The sequence below is a fragment of the Liquorilactobacillus hordei DSM 19519 genome, assembly GCF_019443985.1.
In the GTDB taxonomy this organism is placed as follows: Bacteria; Bacillota; Bacilli; order Lactobacillales; family Lactobacillaceae; genus Liquorilactobacillus; species Liquorilactobacillus hordei.
This window is the reverse complement of record NZ_CP049302.1, coordinates 19481-40254: the sequence shown is the minus strand read 5'-3', so window position 1 is coordinate 40254 and position 20774 is coordinate 19481. Positions and strand designations below refer to the sequence as shown.

Genomic DNA, 20774 nt, shown 5'->3' with positions numbered 1-20774 from the left:
CCTTAAAAAAAGACTATAGGATAATATTACTCCTACAGTCAAAAGTTGTCAGTAAAATTATTAATGGTTTTTTTATGCAATATCCTTAACTAAAGAGACAAATATTGCGGTAACAGCCGCAACAACTGCGGTGGAAATACTTTCTGGTATAGCTCCAATAATAATAATCCCCAATCCACCAGCAAATGCCGCGACAGAAACAACTTTAACAATATTTTTAAAGCTGATAGCAAATGTTTCCCAACTCGGAAAATCAGGCAAATTAATCTTGATTTCCAAAGCAATAGTCAGTGCTTCATCAAGAATCCCTTCTTTAGTTTCAAAAGCTGTCCAAGCAACTTCAAAAGTATAAGAACCATCAGTATTGGTTGTTGCTTTAATAGTAAATTGACCATTTTCAATTTCACTGGTAAAACTGAGATTATCAATTTTTTCAATAATAAGATCATTGATCGTATTAGTTGAGACACCTAAAGAATTTAGAAAGCCGTTCATGCTTGCCCCATCAACTTTGCCATTTTTTATAGTAATAACAGTACTGCCATCTGTCTTCTGGAACGAATCAGTGATCTTACCGGTAATTTTCATCCAATTACTATTAAATAGTGTAAAGTCTTCTTCTAAATCATATTTACAATTTGGCCATAATGATTTCAAGGCTTCTTTCGCAGATATATCGGTAACTTTGTCAAATTTATTGACCCCCTGATCTTTTCCAGAAGCAGCATCTTGATCAATATCAATCCCAGTTGAGCCTGCTGTGTATTCCGTAAACTGATCAAAACTCCAATTAGATGGCATTTTAAAGCCTAAGTTTCCACTCCAACCATACGACATATTTGCAACAAAGCTATATTTAATTCCAATTTTTTCAGCGTGTAAACAAACATTACGAGTTCCATAAATACCCACTGTGTAACCAGATCCATCAACTGCTGCTAAAACATTTTTCAAATATGGGATAACCGTTCCATCAATGTCCCCATCTTGAATGTCAACATCAACCGCGAAATAAATTGTTGTTCCTTCAGGAAAACCTAACTTACGTGCTACCGCTGTGGCGATACCACCATCTACCGTTCCTTGACTCTTAGTGAAATACTTTTCTTCATATCCACCATCTTCATAGATTGGGAAAATACTCAAACCGCCTGCAGTAATTAATGCAATTTCACCAGCCGTTAGATTCTTAGGACGTTCATTGCTACCTGTCCCAACTGTTCCAGTAAGGTAACGACCTACAATTTCAAAACCTGAATTTTTAAATTTAGCTACTGTGGCTGCCGTTAGTTGTGTTGCGGTATCAAAAGCAGTTGAATCCCGATCAGTATTTCCATTACTTGTCAGCAGTCCCTTAATAACTGTCAAATCTGCTGTCCCAGTATATGGATTCAAGTGCATAAATTTTCGAAAAGCGATAATAGCATCACTGACCTTTGAACTAAAACTACCATCAAAAGCACCATCATAAAAGCCGTTAACATACAGGCCATATTGAATGATTTGGACAATTTCACCTGTTGTCCCTTGGGAAACAGTTGGAGTTCTGGTAATTGTTCCGGGACCATAGTTTCCATTAGCTGTTGCCGCATCCATTCCTTCGACTCTTTGTAATGCATAAATTAATGCTGTATTAGTCTCACGTTGATAAATACCATCACACGGTAGAATTCCTAGATCAGCGTTATATTTCTTATTCAATGCTTGCTGCATTTCACGAATTCTAGAATCACCATCAGCTACTAAAACAAAAGCACTCATATCAAATAAAGCTGCCATTAAATTAACTGTCAAAATTCCATCGGCAGTAATTCCTGCATCACTCTGTAGCGTTTTAATTGCTGCTGCTAGATCTTCATCATAACTTTCCGTAAAACTATTCGGACTAATCCCTTTGCACCAAAAAGCCCCCTTAATTAATTTTATAATATTGCTTGGAGAATCTTTTTTAATGTTATCGATTACTTTTGCTAAAGCCTCCTTAGTTTTATCACCAAAGCCCTCACCCAATGTCGTTAATTTAAGCTCATGTTGTAAACCTTCTCGTAAACTATAAATTGTTGCCCAACCAGTTTGACCATTCTCTGGAGCTTTTTGAAAACCACTAACTCCTCCATAAGTTTTGTTTAACCATTGCTGTGTTGCCAATACCATTTGATCCATCTAAAAAACTTCCTTTCTTTTAAGTTGTCATTAGCTTAAACCCGAAATTGCATCTAATCAAACATGTGTTCGTGTTATTTGTAAAAAAAATTACTTATCTGCGGTCTGTTGTGTAACTGTGGTTTGCTGCTGCTTTAAATCGTTGATCTCTTTAGTCAACAATTCAATCGTTTGATTAGCTTCATTTAAGGCTTGTTTAAACTGTGGATCCTGTAACTTATCACCAGTCGCAATCAGAATCTGATTATTCAACAAATTCCCGATTAAAATAATCAATGAACCAATCGCACTAATCATTACGGAAATGTCTGCTACCGAGATTGAAACCCGCCAGACCCACTTAGCAATTAACAACAAAATAATACCAACAAAAGCCAGTAAAGACACCCAAAAGTTTATTTGGTGACGATTTGTTTCCCACAAAGTCCGTAACTCTAACAAAACTTTTTTAAACACATTTTTCACCTCCTGGAGTAGTTTCAATCAGTTTATAAACTCTGATTGTATCCGAATAACTAGTTCTAGCTGCATAAGTGGGTGTTGCTTTAAAACGAAGCGTTTTAACTGATGTATGATACTTATTTGCCAATTCATTCAGATTACCAACATCAACAAACTCATCACCACGATACAACGCGTAACAACCAGTTTTTTTGTTCATGTAGTTCACCACCTAAAGATTTTTTGCTGTATTGTTCTTTATTGAGAACAATGTTAGCGTACAGCCACTGTTCTCTATTGTCAAATGCTTACAAAAAATTTATAGTATTGTTCTCTAAAAAAAACAATGCTATAATGAAATCAAATTATTGCTTAGGTGGTGATCAGATGCGTACCAATACTGAAGTAATTGAGTTGATTATTAAATTAGCCCAGGAACAAGGTGTCTCAATTAGTGAACTTGCTCGGCGAACAGGAATGGCAAAATCAGCTATTTCTAAATATTTCAGTAAGGCCCGAGAATTCCCACTAAATCGTTTAAATCAATTTGCAAAGGCCTTAAAAGTAACTCCAGAAGAACTATTAGGTGTTCCACAGAATCTGCAACCGGTCACCGGAACAGTTAAAATTCCGGTCTTAGGCGTCATTGCTTGCGGTGATCCGATTACTGCAGAGGAAAATATTGATGGTTATATTGAAGAACCTAAAGATGATTTACCGGCCGGGCAACTTTTTTATTTAAAAGCTAAAGGCCGGTCAATGACTCCGACTATTCCAGATGGAGCCAAAGTTTTAATTCGGCAGCAACCAGATGTTGAAGATGGTGAAATTGCAGCAGTATTACTAACTAACGAGAATGAAGCAACTTTAAAAAGGATTAAACACTCAAAAGATCTGATTTTATTATTACCCGATAATCCTGAATATCAGCCCATTGTTTCTAGTAAAGAAAATCCAATTCAGATTTTAGGTAAGGCACTCCGTTATGTCTCCCAGCTCTAAATTAAAGGATGATCGCATGAAAAATATAAAACTGCACTTAACCGATTCAACTCAAACATTTTATTCTGAGAATCGAACCTACTTTATTAAAGCTTATGTTTACCATGACATCATTTCTGATCAATGCTTCGCTGAGATAGTAGATTCAAACATTGAATCAATTAATCATCATGAATTAACTTTCCGTAACAGCAATTCTGCTTTAAAATTCAAATTCAAGCAGGACTTAATTCAAATTATACTTACCTAAAAATCTTAAAAATTGATGTGCCTTTGCTGTATGTGAAACCAATTCCAAACTATAGAATGATTGCTAACACCATATTTACTTGCCAAAGATGTTAGATTTTTTACTAGCAAAGTAAGTAATGATCATTTTCATTTGAAATTCATAAGTAAATTTAGACATATTAAAACCCCTGAGATCATTGTCCAATTGCAGGGGTTCACTTCACTTTTTTATTTAACGTGTGATTATGCTAATTACATTGATGAATAATCATGGATGATAATATGAAAAACAGTAATATTACCTTTTTCGTTAGTAACAGGACAGCATTCGAAATAAGCGCCAATACTACCGAGAAAATTTATAATCAACATAACTTTTAGAAAAGCTTTCTCCACAATATAAATATCATACGAATTATCCTTTTTTAAAACATTTAATGCTCCCAAAGTTTTTAAAACGGTTAATAGTTGATTTCTTTTTTTGGCATTCAATATCCAATCTCCCAAAAGACCAAAAAAGGATTCATGACACTAAACCTCATATATTTTCCTTTTTCTTAAGAAACATAAAAAACACCCCGATCACCAAACAACGAACTGACTAGCGGAATTCCAATGAAACCAGCATTTGAATAGATGCTGCCAAATTTTGTAATTCGCTGCAACCGTGGATCCGTAACTGCATGAAAGATCAACTTTGAGCACAAAATCTGCAATGAATAGATAATCAGCATTGAACTGGCAATCAATAATAACTGATCTAAACGCTGAGCTGAATAGTGAATTTCAAAAGATTTGATAATTAAACAAGGTGAAACTAAATATAATAAAATATTAGTTAAATCATTAGCAGTTTGTTCATGAATAAATTTTATCTTGTTGGCCAATAAGCCTAATAACATTAAACAAAACATCAAAAAAATTTGATTAAACAACACCCCTGTATTCATGTGACCGTCCCCCACCTCCAAAAAATTAGTTAACTAGTTAACAGTTATAATAGTGGGATTTTGAAAACAACTTGTCAATACCGCATTAGATTCATTTCTCTTCTAATGCTCGAGTTGTTTGTGCAATTGATAATTGTGGGGGAATTAAAGTTGACTTTCCAGGGCGTTTTTCAATCATTCCTAACAGCAGTTCAACCATTGATTGGGCAATTTTTTTAAGCGGTTGCTGTACCGTGGTTAAGTGTTGTAATGAAATCTGATTAATAAAGACGCCATCGAAGCCAGTTACTCCAACGTCAGCGGGAATTTTAATACCCAAGTGTAAAAGTTGTTGTAAAGCTCCAATTGCAATCTGATCAGTGGCCGCAACAATCGCACTATTATCAGTTATAATTAATTGCTCGATTAGGTTGGCTGCTGCCTGTTCAGTATTATCGATCCGAAAAATAGTTGGAATTTTATTTAATTCCGTCATGGCTCGCAAATACCCTTCCTCACGCGAAATCGCAAAAGCCTCGTTCAAATCAAGTCCAAAATAAAGCAAGTTTTGATACCCACACTTTGCTAAATAGTGTGTCATTTGATAGGTGCCTTGGAAGTTATCAATATCAACATATTTAATCGTTTGATCAAGCTGACCATAAGATACGATCGGATCAGATGACTTGGTTAATAATGGCAAGTCTTGTTGTCTTGCACCACTGACAAAGGTTCCATCAACTTGACTAGAATAATCAGTCAAATCATGACTAATCTCCAATGTATAACCTTGTTCACGCAAATAATCTGCAATATATAACAATAGTTTGGCATAGTATGGATCGACTTGTTGAATATCTTCTAAAATTAGAAATTGAATAGCAAATTGACGCTGCTGTGATAAGGCTTGTCCAACTCGACTAGGCTTATAACCTAACTTACTAATAGCCTGCTGAACAGCTTGTCTAACTTCATCTGAAACCTGATCGGGATGATGCAACACTCTTGAGACCGTCATCGTTGAAACATGTGATTCTTTGGCAACATCAGCTAATGTTATCATGAACCTCACCTCCAAAATTATTTTTACTATACTCTGTTAGCCGAAAAATCTTGTTAGCGCTAACAGAGTTTTAAGCGTTTTCGAAATAAAATTAGCGTGCTACAATTTATTTGTGAAATCGATTTCAACTATTTATTTTAGGAGTATCTACAATGGAAAACAAAAATAAAACTACTTTACCTAATTTACCATTATCCACCATTTGGATGTTAAGTTTTGGTTTTCTCGGAGTTCAAATGGCGTTTTCTTTACAAAGTTCTCAAATGGGAAGAATTTTTCAAACTCTTGGAGCAGACCCAACCAAGCTTGGCTTCTTCTTTATTTTACCCCCATTAGCAGGAATGGTTGTCCAACCAATCGTTGGCTATTTATCTGATCGAACATGGAGTAAACGCTTTGGACGGCGAATGCCTTACTTGCTAGTTGGCGCTTTAGTCTCAGTTATTGTAATGTTTTTATTACCAAATTCAGGCAGTTTCGGCTTCAAAACTTCAACTGCCTTATGGTTTGGCGCAATTGCTATTTTATTTATGGATTTGAGTTCAAATGTTGCTATGCAGCCATTTAAGATGGTTGTTGGTGATATGGTCAACGAAAAGCAAAAATCATATGCTTATTCAATTCAAAGCTTTTTGTCCAATACTGGTTCTGTTTTAGCAACAATTTTTCCTTACCTTTTGACAGCTATCGGTGTGGCTAATACAGCAGCTGCAGGTCAAGTTCCTGATTCTGTTCGAATTTCATTTTATGTAGGAGCAGTAATTCTGGTTATTTTTTCTTTAATTTCAGTTTTTTCAGTTCATGAATATGATGATGATACTTACAAGAAATATCATGGCGTAGCTTTAAATGAAGACAACGCTAACGAAAAAAATAAAAGTATGCTGCAATTATTAAAAGAAGCACCGAAAACTTTTTGGAGTGTTACTTTAACTCAATTTTTCTGCTGGATGGCTTTCCAGTATCTTTGGACTTATGGTGCTGGCAGCGTTGCGGCAACAGTCTATCATGCTGCTGATCCAACCAGTTCTGGTTATCAAGCTGGTGCTAATTGGTTTGGAATCTTATCAGCCGTTTATGCAGTTGCTGCTGTTATCTGGTCACTGGTTTTATCAAAAATTCCGGCTGGTAAAAATAAACTTGGCTACACCCTATCATTATTTTTAGGTGCAATCGGCTTTATTTCATTTTTCTTCATTCATTCACAATTTGGCTTGTTATTCTCATTTATCCTGATTGGTATCTCATGGGCTGGCATGATGGCTTATCCCTTCATTATGGTTACCAACGCACTTGACGGTTATTCACATATGGGAACTTACCTTGGTCTATTCAATGGTTCAATTTGCTTACCACAAATTGTTGCTTCAGTCGCTTCGTTTGCAATTTTTCCAGCAGTTGGAAGTAAATTTCCTGCAATGATTTTAATCTCAGGAATTTTAATGTTAATTGGTAGTCTTTCAGTTTCATTAATTAAAGAAAAAATATAAGATAGAGAAAAAGGGAGCTGATTTAGATGACAAATACTCGTTGGTGGAAAGGTGAGATTGTCTATCAAGTTTATCCACGTTCATTTCAGGATACAAACAATGACGGAATTGGTGATCTACAAGGAGTCATTCAGCATTTAGATTATCTAAAATCACTGGGAGTTACCATGATTTGGCTTTCTCCTGTTTACCAATCACCGATGGTCGACATGGGATACGATATTTCCGATTATCAAGCAATTGATCCGCAATTTGGTACTATGGCTGACTTTGACCAACTGTTGGTCGAAGCCAAAAAAAGAGGAATCAAATTGATTATGGATTTAGTTGTCAACCATACCTCAGATCAACATACTTGGTTCAAACAAGCATTGGCCGATCCAAGCAGTCCTTATCGTAAATATTATATCTTCAAAAAAACTACCGATGGAAAAGTTCCGAATAATTGGCGCAGTATTTTTGGCGGTTCTACTTGGACAGAGGTCCCCAATGAGCCCGGAACTTATTATTTTCATACATTTGCTCCGCAACAACCGGAACTAAATTGGGAAAATCCTAAATTACGACAAGCAATTTATCAAATGATAAATTGGTGGCTCGATAAAGGAATTGCTGGTTACCGAATTGATGCGATTACTCACCTGAAAAAGGATCTTGATTGGGCTAGTCTACCACCAGACGGTGATGATGGTCTAGTTGCTGTAACTAAAAAGGGGCAAAACCGACCTGGTTTAAATAAGTTCCTTGATGAATTAAAGGCAGCTACTTTTGATAAATATAATGCCGTTACAGTAGGTGAAGCCTATGGTGTTCCGGCAGGTGATTTACCACAATTCATTGGTCCTGATGGCTATTTCTCGATGATTTTTGATTTCAGTTACCTTAATATTGATATTGCCAATGTTGACGAATGGTATCGTGGTAAGGCTGACTGGTCGATTAAAGAGTTGAAAGACACCATCTTTTCGGCCCAAAAATCAATTAAGCAAGCTGGTGGCTGGACGGCCAATGTCTTAGAAAACCATGACCAACCTCGCGTTCTATCAAAACTAATTCGCAACAAAGCTGAACAAACTCCTCAAGCTGCCAAAGCTTTAGCGGCCATGTACTATTTCTTACCAGGAGTTCCATTCATCTACCAAGGTCAAGAAATTGGCATGAAGAACTTTCAGCGAACTAAAATTTCTGAATTTAACGATGTTTCATCAATTAACAATTATCAAATGGCTCTCAAAGCTGGCTTCCAGCCACAACAAGCACTAGAGCTTTTAAATGATCGTTCTCGTGATAATGCTCGGACACCAATGCAATGGGATAATACCAGCTTTGGTGGTTTCTCAAGGACTCAGCCTTGGTTAAGCATGGGAAATGATCGCCAAAAAATTAACGTAACAGATGAAAATTTAGATCCTACATCTGTACTGAACTTCTATCGAGCAATGGGAAAATTACGGCATAATCCGCACTATCGGTCAACCTTAATCGATGGCAAATTAATTGAACTCCCGGTTCCTGATGACGTCATCGCCTATCAACGCCAACTGGGAGAACAAATAATTAGTGTTTTCGTTAATTTGTCTGCCGAAAGTCAAAAAGTCTCCCTTCCTACCGGCTCACTTCTACTTAACAGTCAAACCAACTTAGTTCAAGATGCTGCTAATTTAATTTTGCATCCTTATCAAGCGGTTGTTTTTGAAACGGATTAAAATTGTTTTCAAGCGGTAACTACAAAGTCAAACCTTTTAACTTTGTAGTTACCGCTTTTTTAGATTCCTTCTTATTTTTAAAAGGTAGATTGCAAATTTAATCCGAATTTTTGGACAAATTTGTCAGCATAACCTGATACGGTGTTTGCCAGTCGAGTATTTTAAGCGGTCGCTGGTTAATTTGGAGTAACGTCGTCGTTAAATCTTGAGCACTAATGTGCTCAAAACGAGTCCCTTTAGGATAAAAATAACGTAAATTCCGATTAAAGCGTTCATTACTACCACGTTCAGCTGGAGTATAGCCTAAGTTAACTTCAAAGAAGTAATTTCTTTGAAGCCTTTTGTGATGCTCCTAATTTAGGAATAAAACGCCTCAATTAAAGCAATAATGCCAAATATGTCATAAATTAAAACTTTGGAGTCCTAATATACTTGACTTTACGTAGAAAACTTCTTGCCTAGTCTAATTATACAGGCAATTCACTGCATGACCAAGCGCTCAAAAGGCTATTTTCAAAATCAATGGTGCCAATTATCAATGCTTTCTTTAAACAACTTAGTGACGATCTCTAAACGAATAGGATCACTAAAGGATTTTAGTATTTGCGTAAGGGTAACTTTATTGAGATTAATATTAGGTAAGTATATGGATTCAAAAATACAAATCATTGAACAATACTTTAAGTTATCTGACTTAGTTTCTAATGATAAGCAAGCATTGCATGAAATAATTTAACTCTTTTCAAAAGGACTGTGGTCGAGTACGCAAGATTAATATTAATGAAGATTGGGAATACTTCAAAGCAAAAGAACGAAAACTGCTTTCAGAACCAACTACTGCAATGATTTACGCGTGATGAGAAATCGATGTCGAGTCAGTATTTGGACAACTGAAAGCTTGTTTGCGTTTCACACGATTCTCGGTTAGAGGAATCAAAAAAGTTCGTAAGGCAGCTGAAATTGCCTTGATGCCATTAAATATAAGAAAACTAGTGGCGATGATCACTAGTTTTTATTTTACAATTAAGAGAATTCTGGCATAAAAAAGGTCCGTATTTTTGAATCCGTAACAGATCCGTTTAAGTGCTTTGATTTTACGATTGATTCCTTCGATAGGTCCATTGGAAAGTGATGATTTACAGCTGTTTGAAACATATTTAGATTTTTCCTCATAGTTGTAATTGAAATATCCATTGGAGATTGTTGTTTTGGGTAATTGGTAGATTGCAATTCCTGACAAAAGCTATTAAATTATTGAAAGGAATCAGCCTTTTAAAAAGTCAACAAAGCAATTCTGCTTTAAATCATATTAGGGTATCACGAATACTTTACAAATATTTTTTGCGTCGCATCCAAAACCAGCAAATTAGGCTTAGTATAACAGAGATAATCAGCACAGCAAAAACACCATAAGAAGATTTTTCAAACGGGACATCAACATTGATTCCCCAAAAACCAAAAATAATCGCTGGAATAGTCAAAACGATTGATATCTCTGTTAGAGTTTTCATAATCATGTTTAGCTGATACGAAGTCATATTGTTTATCATATTTTCCAAATTGTCCAAATATTGGCTGTAACCTAAAATGATTCTATCCATTGTATCACTTGTATCGTATAAATCATCAATTATTTTTTTTGTACTAAAATCAATATCGTTAATAGTTGTGAAATTTTTTTTAATGAAATCAAGCGCTTTATGGTTAGCTTTATAAGTTGATGACAAAGCTATCATGTATTTTTGAAGAGTCAATAAATCACCAAACGTTGGTCTGAGTGGACCGGACGTTGATATTTTTGAGTCTAAATCATCAATTTTTTTCTTGATTCCACGAAGATCGTTAAGCATCACATAGAAATCTTTTTGCATGATCTTTAAAAGTGCTTCCTCCGTGAAATTATTGACATCACGTAAAACCATATTGGATAAGAGTTCGGAAATGGAATTTAATTTTTGGTTTGTAAAAATTATCAACTTATTTTTAAATACCAAGAAAACAACAGATGTCGTCAGATTATCTAGATGCCCACCTTCATGTATCTCGGGAAACAGAAAACTTACGAGCAAACTTTTTTCATCGTTCCGATCTATCATCGTGTCATATGCAACTTGATCATCAAACGTTAGTATATTGCCTATTTTAAAGTCATATTTATGTTCAAAAGATTCGATATATTCTCGTTCGTCACCATAAACATAAACAACAGAAGAATTTTTGATATTTGATTCTGACGAAACTAATAATGTATCTTTTGTTAAAGAATAAGTTTTCAGCATTGTAATCCTCCTGCTTTATATTTTTCTCAAAAATAAATGCGTAATTGTTGTGAAATAAATACGTTATCAGTTTTAAAAACATTTTATCTTATGTATTATAACCTGCCAAAAATTTTATCTCACACATTATCTAGACAATCTTGTCTCCAGCTTCCTTTAAAATAGTGTTTACCACAAACCCATCTTTTAGGAGCTGATCTTTTGTCTAGTATAACCCATTCCGAACGAATTAAAATCGAAACCTTTTGTGAACTAGGGCTGTCCAATATCCAAATGGGCGTTCGGCTGAACCGATCACCGTCAACAATTTCTTATGAATTATCTCGATGTCAACCTTATCAGGCTGAATTAGCACAAACAGATGCCGAATACAAGCGATCACGATGTGGTCGGAAAACTAAGCTGAGCGATGAGTTAAAGCAAAAAATTCTCAACCATTTACGTCTAAGCTGGTCACCAGGAATGATTGCTCACGAATTTAAACTAGCGACTAAATCAATTTATAATTGGCTAAATCAGGGGAGAATTGGTTTCTCCTTGAATGATCTACCTGAACATGGCGTACGCCAACGGCGTAACGTTGACCAACGATCCAAATATAATCAATCTTTGGGGCGATCAATTGAACAGCGTCCCATGATGATTAATCAACGTAATCGCATTGGCGATTTTGAACTAGATACAGTCGTTGGTCCTCGTGGGCATAGTAAGGCAGTTTTATTAACTTTAATCGATCGCAAATCACGGTTCCTTTGGGCATACCGGTTAAAAGATCAGACGACAGCGACTGTTAATGAAGCCCTAACTAAGTTCCTAACCACTTTTAATGGTCCGGTGCACAGCTTTACTGTGGACCGTGGCACTGAGTTTAGTGGGCTAGTATCACTTGAATCACAATATGGTATTAAGACCTATTACTGCTATGCTTATACGCCAGCTGAACGTGGTAGTAATGAACGCTTTAATCGGAATTTACGTTATTTTTATCCTAAAGGGACTCGTTTTGAGCGCATTAGTGCTCAAGATTTAACGACGACGTTACTCCAAATTAACCAGCGACCGCTTAAAATACTCGACTGGCAAACACCGTATCAGGTTATGCTGACAAATTTGTCCAAAAATTCGGATTAAATTTGCAATCTACCATTTTTTGCAGTTCTGGCCGATTAGTGTTAGCTCCACTTAATTTATCCGTAAATAATTTATCAACGTCTTTTAAGGCCGCTAGCTGTCGATCTAAATGTTGCTCTTTGGAACTCACACGCGCATAACCGATTTTAGCCATTTTTAGTTCTCCTTTTGGACAGTTCTAATGAACATTTGTGATTCCTAGTATAGCACAGAAATAAAAAAGGCCACTAGGGTATATTTAAAATTAAAACATCCAGCTCGCTATGATAAATACCTGTTGTTGGAAAAATAAAATAGCGCTAAATTATTTATTGAGAAGATAAATTCAAATATATATTCAACGATTGATACTAAATAACTAAGAGCCACAACCGATATAAAATTGGCTGTGGCTTTTTATTTTTATGATGCAGCATTTCTTGAATTTTGTACCATTAAAGCCAGAATAAAGCCGATGGTTGCTAGTGGTATCAAGAGCTAAGCGCACAGATTACGGATTGGTCAGTTGCCAGTATGAGCGTGACGTGATTGCTGGAATTGACAGAAAATGGGAACGGGAGCGTCGTGCTAAACAGCATGGCGCTTTTAGTTTGCATAAAAAAGTGTACAAAAAAGACGGAGCGCCCACACAAACTCCATCTACGTTACATTAACTATTAATCTTTATTATCGGACAACTTTTCTTTTACACTTTCTGTAGCACCTTTTACCGTATCTTTTGCATCGCCAAGTTTTTCCTTAGCTTTACCAAGCACACCCTGAGATTTTCCTTCAGCTTCCAATTCTTTGTCACCGGTCACTTTTCCACCGACCTCCTTAGCCTTACCAGCTAATTGATCCTTTTTGCTCTCAAACTTTTCCTCTTGAGTCATAAATGAATCTCCCTTCGTTGAAAATGTAGTATGTGTACATCATTAGAATAACAAATATGTATTTAGCTCATCAAAAGATACGCTTGAAAGGAAAAAATATGAAATGGTTAATGATAATTCTCACGGCGGAGATACTTTTATCTGGTAACTCACATGACTAGAGTGCGTAGGTGTCGTCAACAAGGATGCCATCAGATGGTGGAACTACCGGATCATTACTGCGCTAAACACTATGCGCACGAGGCGGAGTATCTAGCATCCCGGCAGAAGTGGGCGCGGTCAGGCGACCAAATGGCGAGGCACAAGTACAACACAGTCACTAGGTATCGCACGTATGACAAGCGAGAACAGTATCAATTCTATCGTGGCAAGCAATGGCAATCATTGCGCCAATTGGTATTGGACCGTGACCACTATGTCTGCCAGTACTGTGGACGACCGAACAGCAACACGGTGGATCACATTGTGCCAGCTGGTTGGCTTTTTGCTGTAATAAAGTTTTGGCTTGCTCAATAAAGGAATTTGTTAGGGAACAAACTGATACGATGCCAGGAAGCAATACGACATATTTTTAAATAGGTCGTATCTACCAATTCATAATCATTTTTTTGTTTATCATTGTTAATCCAGCACATCAATCTTTTTCACATCGACCAAATGACTCATTTTCAAAATAAAATCATCAGGGTCAGTTCGGCGGACTAATCTAATTTGCATTTCAAGGGAAAATGAATCCGGTTTGTATGCCAGAATTCGCATGTGGACGTGACTGCTGCCAATGATTTTTAGTCTTTCTGGTAAGGCGTCCATGTCACTTAGTTTGCCATTAAGCGTAACTTGTAGGCGGATCATCGAACGATTCGGGTAACGTTTAAGCGCCTTGATTCGCCTAACAATTGTTTGAGTGATTAGGATGCAGAGCGTCCCGGCAATACCGATTACGTACATATCCGCGCCAACTGCCAGACCAATCGCGGCAGTCGCCCATAAGCCAGCTGCAGTTGTTAAGCCGTCGATCTTGTGATTAACGGTCATGATGGCTCCGGCGCCGATGAACCCGATGCCACTGACAACCTGTGAGGCAACTCGGGATGGATCCAGGCTGACAGAATTTGCATGATTGAGGACATCAAAGAACCCATATTTGGAGATGATCATGAAAAGAGCGGCTCCTACCGCAACCAACATATGAGTCCGCATCCCAGCGGTCTTTAGGCGGACCTTTCGTTCATAGCCGACAAGGCCGCCGCAGATTGCCGCCACAAATAGCCGTAAAACCAATTCTAGTTGATATAACCAGTAAGCCATCACCATCCACCTCCTTGTTCCTAAATGGCTGTATAACAGTTATTATACTGCGTTGTGTCGTCAAGGTAAAAAATGCCGTCTAATCTCAAAATAAACCACCCATATTTAACTTGCCAGTTAAACGGGTCTAGAATTTTTGGTGTTGGAAAGTATTTCCATTCCAAAAGTACTAGGCCCTAATTTAAAAAGCCATTGATAATGGATCAAAAAAGGCCACTAGGGTACACCCTATTGGCTAGATTGGTTTAGTCAAACAAAAATCTTAATTGGTTCCTTATAAGAGCATATAATTCCATCATCACTACCTGTTGTGCTATAACTATGGTAAAGGTGGTGATGATTTGCGATTTGTATTTAAGGCATTAATAGTAGTTGTTATTATCCTTGCATTTCCTTTATCCATAGTTCTTGTCTTTAAAAATTGGTCAACGGCCATTGGTACTAGTACACCCATGTCATTAAAGCTTGGTTGGTTGGAGCAGTACGAACCGATATACCTCTTTTGGAGTGGAGTAATTCTGGCGGTACTGTTAATTATTTTTTTGCTTATCACACTTTTTTGGCCACGGTCACAATCATTATATCTTCATCAAAAGTCTGATGGTCAAGTGACCGTCAGTAAGAAAGCTATTGAACATTTTGCGCTTTCAGCACTTCAACATGAACCCTTTATTGGCAACCCCAAGGTATCATCTAAGTTATCACGAAAAGGGATCACACTTAAAATATCGGGTGATCTACTAAATTCAGTCAATGCCAAGCAACAGACTGCAAATTTTCTTAATCAATTAAAAAAAGATTTGCGTATTTGTCTTGGAATTTCTGAACAGAAAAAAATTAAAATCAGACTCGTTGATTTTAATGAGTTGGACGCTAATGTGCATAAATCTCGAGTTGTCTAGGAGGTGATATCGTGACCGAACTCATTAAAGCCTATTTTTGGCCACTAATTGGTGGAATTATGGGATTGCTCTTAGCGGTCCTTATCATCACTTTTGGATTTTTCAAGACGCTTTTTGTTTTGATTTTTATGGCTATCGGGATTACCGCGGGTTATTATATTCAAAAAACTGGTATCTTAACAAATGTTTTTAAATAACTGTTTGAATTATAAGGAGGAAAAATTATGCAGAATGGAACGCCAAGTGAGAAAACAACAACTAACGAAAAGTCTGGTGTTAAAGGCAATTTAACATTTGATGATAAGGTTATTCAAAAGATCATTGGTATCGCACTTTCTGAAGTAGATGGCTTATTAACCGTAGATGGCGGCTTTTTCGCAAATGTTGCTGAAAAACTAGTTAATACTTCAGATGTCACATCAGGAATTGATGTAGAGGTTGGAAAAAAGCAGGTTGCAGTGGATCTCGACATTGTTGCTGAATACGGCATTGATATTTCTAAACTGTATGACAAGATCAAAAATGTTATCGTTCGGGAAGTAAAGAATATGACCGAATTAGAAGTAATTGAGGTAAATGTGAATGTTGTTGATATCAAGACAAAGGAGCAGTATGAAAAAGATTCGACTTCTCTGCAAGATCGCCTGAGCGATGCCACAGACAAAACGAAGGAAGCCGTCAGTAAGGGCGCAAAGAAATCGAAGGAAACATTAGGTGACCGCGTTGATAAAGTAACGTCTGACAATCAATCTAGTCGTGTTAACTAAGGGAGTGAGTAAATATGGGACTTATTTGGTCATTAATCGTCGGGGCAATCATTGGTGCCATTGCTGGCGCAATCACTAACCGTGGTGCTGCTATGGGCTGGATTGCAAACATTGTAGCTGGTTTAATCGGTGCGTGGATTGGCCAAGGGCTCCTTGGCACTTGGGGCCCTTCGTTAGCTGGCATGGCTTTGATACCATCGATCATCGGGGCAATTATTTTAGTTCTGATTGTTTCATTAGTTGTTGGTCGAACCAGTAAAAAGTAAGGGGAATTTTATGGACATCTTGAAAAGTGTATTTAAGTTTATGATCGCTTCTACGCTCATTGTAGGTGGTGTCCTCATCGGTGGCACCGTCTTGGCTTCTAAGAAAGTAGATGGCATTGGTGATACATTGCAACGAAAATTACATGGATAATTAGCCAAATTTATCTGTATTAGGCTTCTTAGAACGTAAATAATTGAGCAATTGAAGATCAGTTAATCAATATTTAAATTGGGGAGATAACCCTTTATAAATATAGATTGGAATTTTTTTGATAATTAATCAAAGCAGGCACTTTTTTACATAGGTGCTTGCTTTGATTTATCTATGCATTATGACCTAGCAGTTAAAAACTGTTTTTACAGATATAAATATGGTAGATTGCAAATTTAATTACTAACCTATACCTATATATCTAGTTGATAGAATCTTTTGAATTAATAGTCCACATTCAAGTAACAGGTGAATGCACGTATTCGATCATGGAGGAGAGTTAATAATGACTAAAATGCAACATGATGATGATTTTAAATTTCCTAAACAGCATCAGCCTGAGCCAGGTTTACAAAGTAAAATGTCGCCACAACCAGATGACGGATCCACAACTTATGCCGGATGTAATCGACTTAGGGGAAAGAAAGTCTTAATAACTGGTGCTGATTCAGGCATTGGTAGGGCTGTAGCTATAGCATATGCGAATGAAGGCGCTGATCTTGTATTAAATTATCTTCCAGAAGAGGAAAGTGATGCACAAGATGTTAGACGAATTATTGAATCTTTGGGTCGTAAAGTAGAACTAGTTCCCGGAGATTTGAAAGACGAAGCATTTAACAAAGAATTAGTGAAGCAAACTGTACTATCGTTAGGTAAGATAGATACTTTAGTATTAGTAGCCGGTAAGCAACAAGCTAATAAAGATATCACTACTATATCTACAGGTCAGATGATAGATACCTATACTACAAATGTTTTCAGTTTAATTTGGTTAGTCAGGGAGGCATTGGAATATATGCCAAACGGCAGTAGCATCATAACAACTAACTCTATTCAAGCAGAAGATCCTTCAGCATATTTAATTGATTATGCAGGGACTAAGGCTGCAATTAAAAATACAACGTTTGGGTTAGCAAAACAATTAGCTCAGCGAGGCATTCGTGTCAATAGTGTTGCTCCAGGTCCTATTTGGACACCGTTGCAAGTGGCAGGAGGACAATTAGCAGAAAATATACCTACGTTTGGTAAGGATACTCCCCTAGGTAGAGCTGGGCAACCCTCTGAAGTAGCCGGAGCATATGTTTTTCTGGCTTCAGATGAGGCTAGTTATATAACAGCTACATCTATCAATGTTACGGGGGGGCTAATTTAATTAAATTTCTTTCTTATATCTACGCGAGAATTCTAATTTTATCCAAAGTATAGAGGGTGCTAAAGAATGAGTATAAATAAGCAAAAAATTTCGAGAAACAAAGTGTTAAACCTATTAACTTTATTCCAACTCTTAATAAGTTTATACCAAGTCATTAAGACCATTAAAAAGGGAAAATAAAGTAAGTTTTCCAAATTTTACCTTTTTGTAATTATAATTACTGAAACTTGAAAGTTCAAAAATCACTTAATGTCTTGAACCTATTCAGTTTGTTGCTTCAAAATTAGCTAAAAGTTCATGCTGTCAGTAACTTGGAAAAGCTTCCTGGTAATTGGTCAAAAAACTCGTTTAAAAATTCATTTATCTTCTTCTCAATGAATATTTTTCCACTGACATAACTAACCAGATTAACTAATAATTGTGTTAGAGCTTCAATTAGCGTAATATCAGTCAAATCACGGTTAAGTTCAAAGAATAAATCACCCATCGAATGGTAATCAACTGACTCTCGTTGTTGCCAAGCCAGGATATCATAGGCCATCATGACCAGTGCAAAATGCGCACAAAAGCCATCATAACTTTGAATTTGACTACGATCAAGGCGTAAGTATTGCTTGGCTACTTTGAAGAAACCTTCAATTTGCCAGCGACAGCCATACATCTGGATAATTTTATCTGGTGTCAGACCGGGATTAGTTGACGCTAAAACTAAAAATTTATTGGTATGGCCACGCTTGGTAACAAATACTAAACGCAGTGGAAAGGTATAATCACCGGCATGAGCTTCAACAATAAAACTGTATTGATACTTGTCATGTTGACGCCGTTGGCTTCGTCTAAGCAACTGATAAATGGCTTTATCAGACATCAATTTATTTCGATAACGATAGTGAACTTTCACTGTATTTTTGATCATACCAATGCCAACCATTCCTAAATCAATGACCGTTTTGAACATTTTGGGTGAACTAAACCAAGTATCAAATAGGACATAGTCAGCTGTAATCTGATTATCCATCGCCTGCTTTAAAAGTTCTATACCAACTAAGTTCATCTTACGCTGAGCTTGAGCTCGGCGCTGACCAGCTAAAGTGCGCAAGTCAGTGAAACGAGCTAGGGAACCAATTCGGTTACGTTGATTTTCAGAAGACATCAAGGCATAGTTAACCGGTAAAAGCGTATTTCCATCAGTGATTGCCAAAGTAAGGTAAGATATTTGCCGCGATCATGATCGTACGTTTTCGCTAATAATTCTGTTTTCTTTGAAAACGAGCGCTTGATCAATGTATCATCCAAGACAAAGGCAAGCTTCCGACGACCGTCTAAAGTTTTGATGCGGCGCAAGTAATCGATGATCCCGCCAGCCAAGAGACAGGTCAATCGTTGCCAGTTGATCCGGGCATCATTCAAGACATTGCGTACCGTATGGGTGGTAAACTGTTTTGTTTCTGCTGCACGATACAGTGAGCGTTGTTGAAAAATAGATACCATGAACCACGACAAAATAGACAACAAAGAAAGCTTGGAACGGCGGTGATAGTTAAGCTTCCGAGAAATTTTAGACAAGCCAATGAGTTGATTAAAAACAGAAATTTTATTTTTTAAAATGATATAATCCTGAGCATGTTGTATAGTATTCATAGCACAAGTTCTCCTTTGTATCTAAGTTTTTGTCGACTCAAGTATACTTCACAGGAGCAGCTTGTGTTTTATTTTTTGTAAAAATAAGGCTGATACCATACAGTGTCTGCCCAAATATGAACTTTCAAGTTTCAGTTGGTTTCATAAAACGAAAGGATGAATTACCGTGAAAATAACATTAATAACACAGTACCTCGAAGGCCATGGGGGAACTGAAAGGGTGATTTCACATCTTGTAAACGAAGATCTCGAAAACAATTATCAAGTCTTGATTCCCGAAAGTGGTAACCCTGAATGGCTGCAATGGATCACACGTGATTCTGGTTATGAACTCAAAATCTGTCATTCAAAAAATCGCCAGATACAAAGAGACTTTGTCACAACCAATTTACTTGCCAGTAACCCAGACATTGTCCTCAGCCTTGAAGGGAAAGCATGCGAATTAGCGTATGAGCTCAAGCAAAAATATAGTTTGACTTATAAAATAGTCTCGTGGGGACACACGTCAATCTCAGAGTCAAATATTTTTGCACGCAGAGAACTCGCTTTTTCTGAATACCATTTAGCGATCAGCACCGGGATCCAAAAACAACTGCTGGCACTGGGAGTTCCAGCGCATAAAATCTTCTTAATTTATAATCCAATCCGAACGGTCAATAAAAAAACTATTCAAACTCCTGCTGCTCAGAAGCCCTTTCATGCAGTCTTCATCGGTAGAATATTGTTAGACGACCAAAAAAATGTTCGCATGCTCCTTGAGACAATGGCTCACTTAGATATCCCATGGAAGCTCGATATTTTTGGAAAAGGTCAAGATCTACCAGCAGCTAAAGCACTCGCAAAACAACTTCAGATTGCACCTCACATTAATTGGCGCGGTTGGGTCCCTAACCCATGGGATTTCATCACTGAAGCTGATTGCCTCTTACTTTGTTCAAAGTACGAAGGGTTCCCGATGGTCATAATTGAGGCTGCCTCATACGGTTTACCAATTATTTCAACCGATTGTCCCACTGGACCGGCTGATATTATCAACAAAGATAACGGGATCTTAACTCCCATGAATGACCAACAGGCCTTTGGTACAGCCTGCAGACAGCTCTATTATCTGCGCGGACGTTATGACCACAGCACCGTTAAAAAGACGGCCTTAAAATTTGATATTTCGCGTTACATTAAAAGAATTCAACATATTTATACGTTAATCGCCGCTGAATAA

Annotated in this window: 19 protein-coding genes and 6 pseudogenes; 12 read left to right on the top strand and 13 right to left on the bottom strand. The window is 37.0% G+C overall.

The window, feature by feature from the left end; all coding sequences use genetic code 11:
* Positions 1-72 precede the first annotated feature (72 nt).
* From G6O70_RS01145 to G6O70_RS01135, 3 genes are all read right to left on the bottom strand, one after another.
* Complete coding sequence (locus G6O70_RS01145; RefSeq protein WP_057869882.1) at positions 73-2163, bottom strand: glycoside hydrolase domain-containing protein; 2091 nt, start codon at positions 2161-2163, stop codon at positions 73-75.
* Positions 2164-2253: 90 nt separating this feature from the next.
* Entirely contained in the window at positions 2254-2619 is a 366-nt protein-coding gene (locus G6O70_RS01140) for a hypothetical protein (RefSeq protein WP_057869883.1), read from the bottom strand.
* Complete coding sequence (locus G6O70_RS01135) at positions 2612-2824, bottom strand: hypothetical protein (protein WP_057869884.1); 213 nt, start codon at positions 2822-2824, stop codon at positions 2612-2614. Before G6O70_RS01135 ends, G6O70_RS01140 begins: the two co-directional genes overlap by 8 nt.
* 167 nt (positions 2825-2991) lie before the next feature.
* Here G6O70_RS01135 and G6O70_RS01130 point away from each other — a divergent pair, with 167 nt between their 5' ends.
* A complete protein-coding gene (locus tag G6O70_RS01130; protein WP_057869885.1) occupies positions 2992-3606 on the top strand; it encodes a LexA family protein in 615 nt (204 codons plus the stop codon).
* 483 nt (positions 3607-4089) lie between these two features.
* On the opposite strand, the gene G6O70_RS01125 is transcribed toward G6O70_RS01130, so the two are convergent.
* The 3 genes and pseudogenes from G6O70_RS01125 to G6O70_RS01115 form a co-directional block, all read right to left on the bottom strand.
* Positions 4090-4329 (bottom strand): hypothetical protein, encoded by a 240-nt coding sequence (locus tag G6O70_RS01125; RefSeq protein WP_057869887.1) that lies wholly within the window; start codon positions 4327-4329, stop codon positions 4090-4092.
* Positions 4330-4403: 74 nt separating this feature from the next.
* A pseudogene (locus G6O70_RS01120) lies at positions 4404-4787 on the bottom strand (AEC family transporter); the annotation flags it as partial.
* Positions 4788-4878: 91 nt separating this feature from the next.
* On the bottom strand, positions 4879-5829 hold the full coding sequence (locus G6O70_RS01115; RefSeq protein ID WP_057869889.1) for a LacI family DNA-binding transcriptional regulator: 951 nt from the start codon (positions 5827-5829) through the stop codon (positions 4879-4881).
* Positions 5830-5981: 152 nt separating this feature from the next.
* Here G6O70_RS01115 and G6O70_RS01110 point away from each other — a divergent pair, with 152 nt between their 5' ends.
* Both G6O70_RS01110 and G6O70_RS01105 read left to right on the top strand, forming a co-directional pair.
* Positions 5982-7319: an SLC45 family MFS transporter gene (locus tag G6O70_RS01110; protein WP_057869890.1), complete on the top strand. Its 1338-nt coding sequence runs from the start codon at positions 5982-5984 to the stop codon at positions 7317-7319.
* 26 nt (positions 7320-7345) lie between these two features.
* A complete protein-coding gene (locus G6O70_RS01105; RefSeq protein WP_057869891.1) occupies positions 7346-9025 on the top strand; it encodes a glycoside hydrolase family 13 protein in 1680 nt (559 codons plus the stop codon).
* 97 nt (positions 9026-9122) lie between these two features.
* Here the strand turns inward: G6O70_RS01105 and G6O70_RS01100 are convergent.
* Positions 9123-9326: pseudogene (locus tag G6O70_RS01100) on the bottom strand (IS30 family transposase); the annotation flags it as partial.
* Positions 9327-9795: 469 nt separating this feature from the next.
* Here G6O70_RS01100 and G6O70_RS12400 point away from each other — a divergent pair.
* Positions 9796-10038, top strand: a pseudogene (locus G6O70_RS12400) (transposase); the annotation flags it as partial.
* Here the strand turns inward: G6O70_RS12400 and G6O70_RS01090 are convergent.
* Both G6O70_RS01090 and G6O70_RS01085 read right to left on the bottom strand, forming a co-directional pair.
* Positions 10038-10265, bottom strand: a complete 228-nt coding sequence (locus G6O70_RS01090) for a transposase (RefSeq protein ID WP_083481932.1) — start codon at positions 10263-10265, stop codon at positions 10038-10040. The pseudogene G6O70_RS12400 and the gene G6O70_RS01090 overlap by 1 nt on opposite strands.
* Positions 10266-10353: 88 nt before the next feature.
* Positions 10354-11304: a magnesium transporter CorA family protein gene (locus G6O70_RS01085; protein WP_057869892.1), complete on the bottom strand. Its 951-nt coding sequence runs from the start codon at positions 11302-11304 to the stop codon at positions 10354-10356.
* A 201-nt stretch (positions 11305-11505) separates the two neighbouring features.
* Between G6O70_RS01085 and G6O70_RS01080 the strand changes: the two genes are divergently transcribed.
* Positions 11506-12435, top strand: a complete 930-nt coding sequence (locus tag G6O70_RS01080) for an IS30-like element ISLpl1 family transposase (RefSeq protein WP_219934256.1) — start codon at positions 11506-11508, stop codon at positions 12433-12435.
* Between the two features lie 10 nt (positions 12436-12445).
* Here G6O70_RS01080 and G6O70_RS01075 read toward each other — a convergent pair.
* A pseudogene (locus G6O70_RS01075) lies at positions 12446-12589 on the bottom strand (recombinase family protein); the annotation flags it as partial.
* A gap of 502 nt (positions 12590-13091) precedes the next feature.
* A complete protein-coding gene (locus G6O70_RS01070) occupies positions 13092-13307 on the bottom strand; it encodes a CsbD family protein (protein WP_057870351.1) in 216 nt (71 codons plus the stop codon).
* A 153-nt stretch (positions 13308-13460) separates the two neighbouring features.
* Between G6O70_RS01070 and G6O70_RS12075 the strand changes: the two are divergent.
* Positions 13461-13778: pseudogene (locus G6O70_RS12075) on the top strand (HNH endonuclease); the annotation flags it as partial.
* A 150-nt stretch (positions 13779-13928) separates the two neighbouring features.
* Here G6O70_RS12075 and G6O70_RS01060 read toward each other — a convergent pair.
* Positions 13929-14615, bottom strand: coding sequence for an MgtC/SapB family protein (locus G6O70_RS01060; protein ID WP_057870349.1), 687 nt, complete (start codon positions 14613-14615; stop codon positions 13929-13931).
* Positions 14616-14956: 341 nt separating this feature from the next.
* Between G6O70_RS01060 and amaP the strand changes: the two genes are divergently transcribed.
* From amaP to G6O70_RS01035, 5 genes are all read left to right on the top strand, one after another.
* Positions 14957-15517, top strand: a complete 561-nt coding sequence (gene amaP, locus G6O70_RS01055; RefSeq protein ID WP_057870348.1) for an alkaline shock response membrane anchor protein AmaP — start codon at positions 14957-14959, stop codon at positions 15515-15517.
* A gap of 11 nt (positions 15518-15528) precedes the next feature.
* On the top strand, positions 15529-15714 hold the full coding sequence (locus G6O70_RS01050; RefSeq protein ID WP_003596522.1) for a DUF2273 domain-containing protein: 186 nt from the start codon (positions 15529-15531) through the stop codon (positions 15712-15714).
* 27 nt (positions 15715-15741) lie between these two features.
* Positions 15742-16284 carry an Asp23/Gls24 family envelope stress response protein gene (locus G6O70_RS01045; protein WP_057870347.1) on the top strand — a complete coding sequence of 181 codons (543 nt, stop codon included), beginning with the start codon at positions 15742-15744 and terminating at the stop codon, positions 16282-16284.
* Positions 16285-16298: 14 nt separating this feature from the next.
* Positions 16299-16550: a GlsB/YeaQ/YmgE family stress response membrane protein gene (locus G6O70_RS01040; RefSeq protein ID WP_003680323.1), complete on the top strand. Its 252-nt coding sequence runs from the start codon at positions 16299-16301 to the stop codon at positions 16548-16550.
* Positions 16551-17047: 497 nt separating this feature from the next.
* On the top strand, positions 17048-17914 hold the full coding sequence (locus G6O70_RS01035) for an SDR family oxidoreductase (protein WP_057870346.1): 867 nt from the start codon (positions 17048-17050) through the stop codon (positions 17912-17914).
* Between the two features lie 295 nt (positions 17915-18209).
* Here the strand turns inward: G6O70_RS01035 and G6O70_RS01030 are convergent.
* Positions 18210-19555 (bottom strand): annotated as a pseudogene (locus G6O70_RS01030) (IS4 family transposase).
* A 166-nt stretch (positions 19556-19721) separates the two neighbouring features.
* Between G6O70_RS01030 and G6O70_RS01025 the strand changes: the two are divergent.
* Positions 19722-20774 (top strand): glycosyltransferase, encoded by a 1053-nt coding sequence (locus G6O70_RS01025; protein ID WP_057870345.1) that lies wholly within the window; start codon positions 19722-19724, stop codon positions 20772-20774.

What these genes read in the sequence shown, in the direction of transcription:
- G6O70_RS01145 (WP_057869882.1), bottom strand. Translation starts at nt 2,163, where the DNA reads ATGGATCAAATGGTATTGGCAACACAGCAATGGTTAAACAAAACTTAT.
- G6O70_RS01135 (WP_057869884.1), bottom strand. Translation starts at nt 2,824, where the DNA reads ATGAACAAAAAAACTGGTTGTTACGCGTTGTATCGTGGTGATGAGTTT.
- G6O70_RS01130 (WP_057869885.1), top strand. Translation starts at nt 2,992, where the DNA reads ATGCGTACCAATACTGAAGTAATTGAGTTGATTATTAAATTAGCCCAG.
- G6O70_RS01115 (WP_057869889.1), bottom strand. Translation starts at nt 5,829, where the DNA reads ATGATAACATTAGCTGATGTTGCCAAAGAATCACATGTTTCAACGATG.
- G6O70_RS01110 (WP_057869890.1), top strand. Translation starts at nt 5,982, where the DNA reads ATGGAAAACAAAAATAAAACTACTTTACCTAATTTACCATTATCCACC.
- G6O70_RS01105 (WP_057869891.1), top strand. Translation starts at nt 7,346, where the DNA reads ATGACAAATACTCGTTGGTGGAAAGGTGAGATTGTCTATCAAGTTTAT.
- G6O70_RS01085 (WP_057869892.1), bottom strand. Translation starts at nt 11,304, where the DNA reads ATGCTGAAAACTTATTCTTTAACAAAAGATACATTATTAGTTTCGTCA.
- G6O70_RS01070 (WP_057870351.1), bottom strand. Translation starts at nt 13,307, where the DNA reads ATGACTCAAGAGGAAAAGTTTGAGAGCAAAAAGGATCAATTAGCTGGT.
- G6O70_RS01060 (WP_057870349.1), bottom strand. Translation starts at nt 14,615, where the DNA reads ATGGCTTACTGGTTATATCAACTAGAATTGGTTTTACGGCTATTTGTG.
- G6O70_RS01045 (WP_057870347.1), top strand. Translation starts at nt 15,742, where the DNA reads ATGCAGAATGGAACGCCAAGTGAGAAAACAACAACTAACGAAAAGTCT.
- G6O70_RS01040 (WP_003680323.1), top strand. Translation starts at nt 16,299, where the DNA reads ATGGGACTTATTTGGTCATTAATCGTCGGGGCAATCATTGGTGCCATT.
- G6O70_RS01035 (WP_057870346.1), top strand. Translation starts at nt 17,048, where the DNA reads ATGACTAAAATGCAACATGATGATGATTTTAAATTTCCTAAACAGCAT.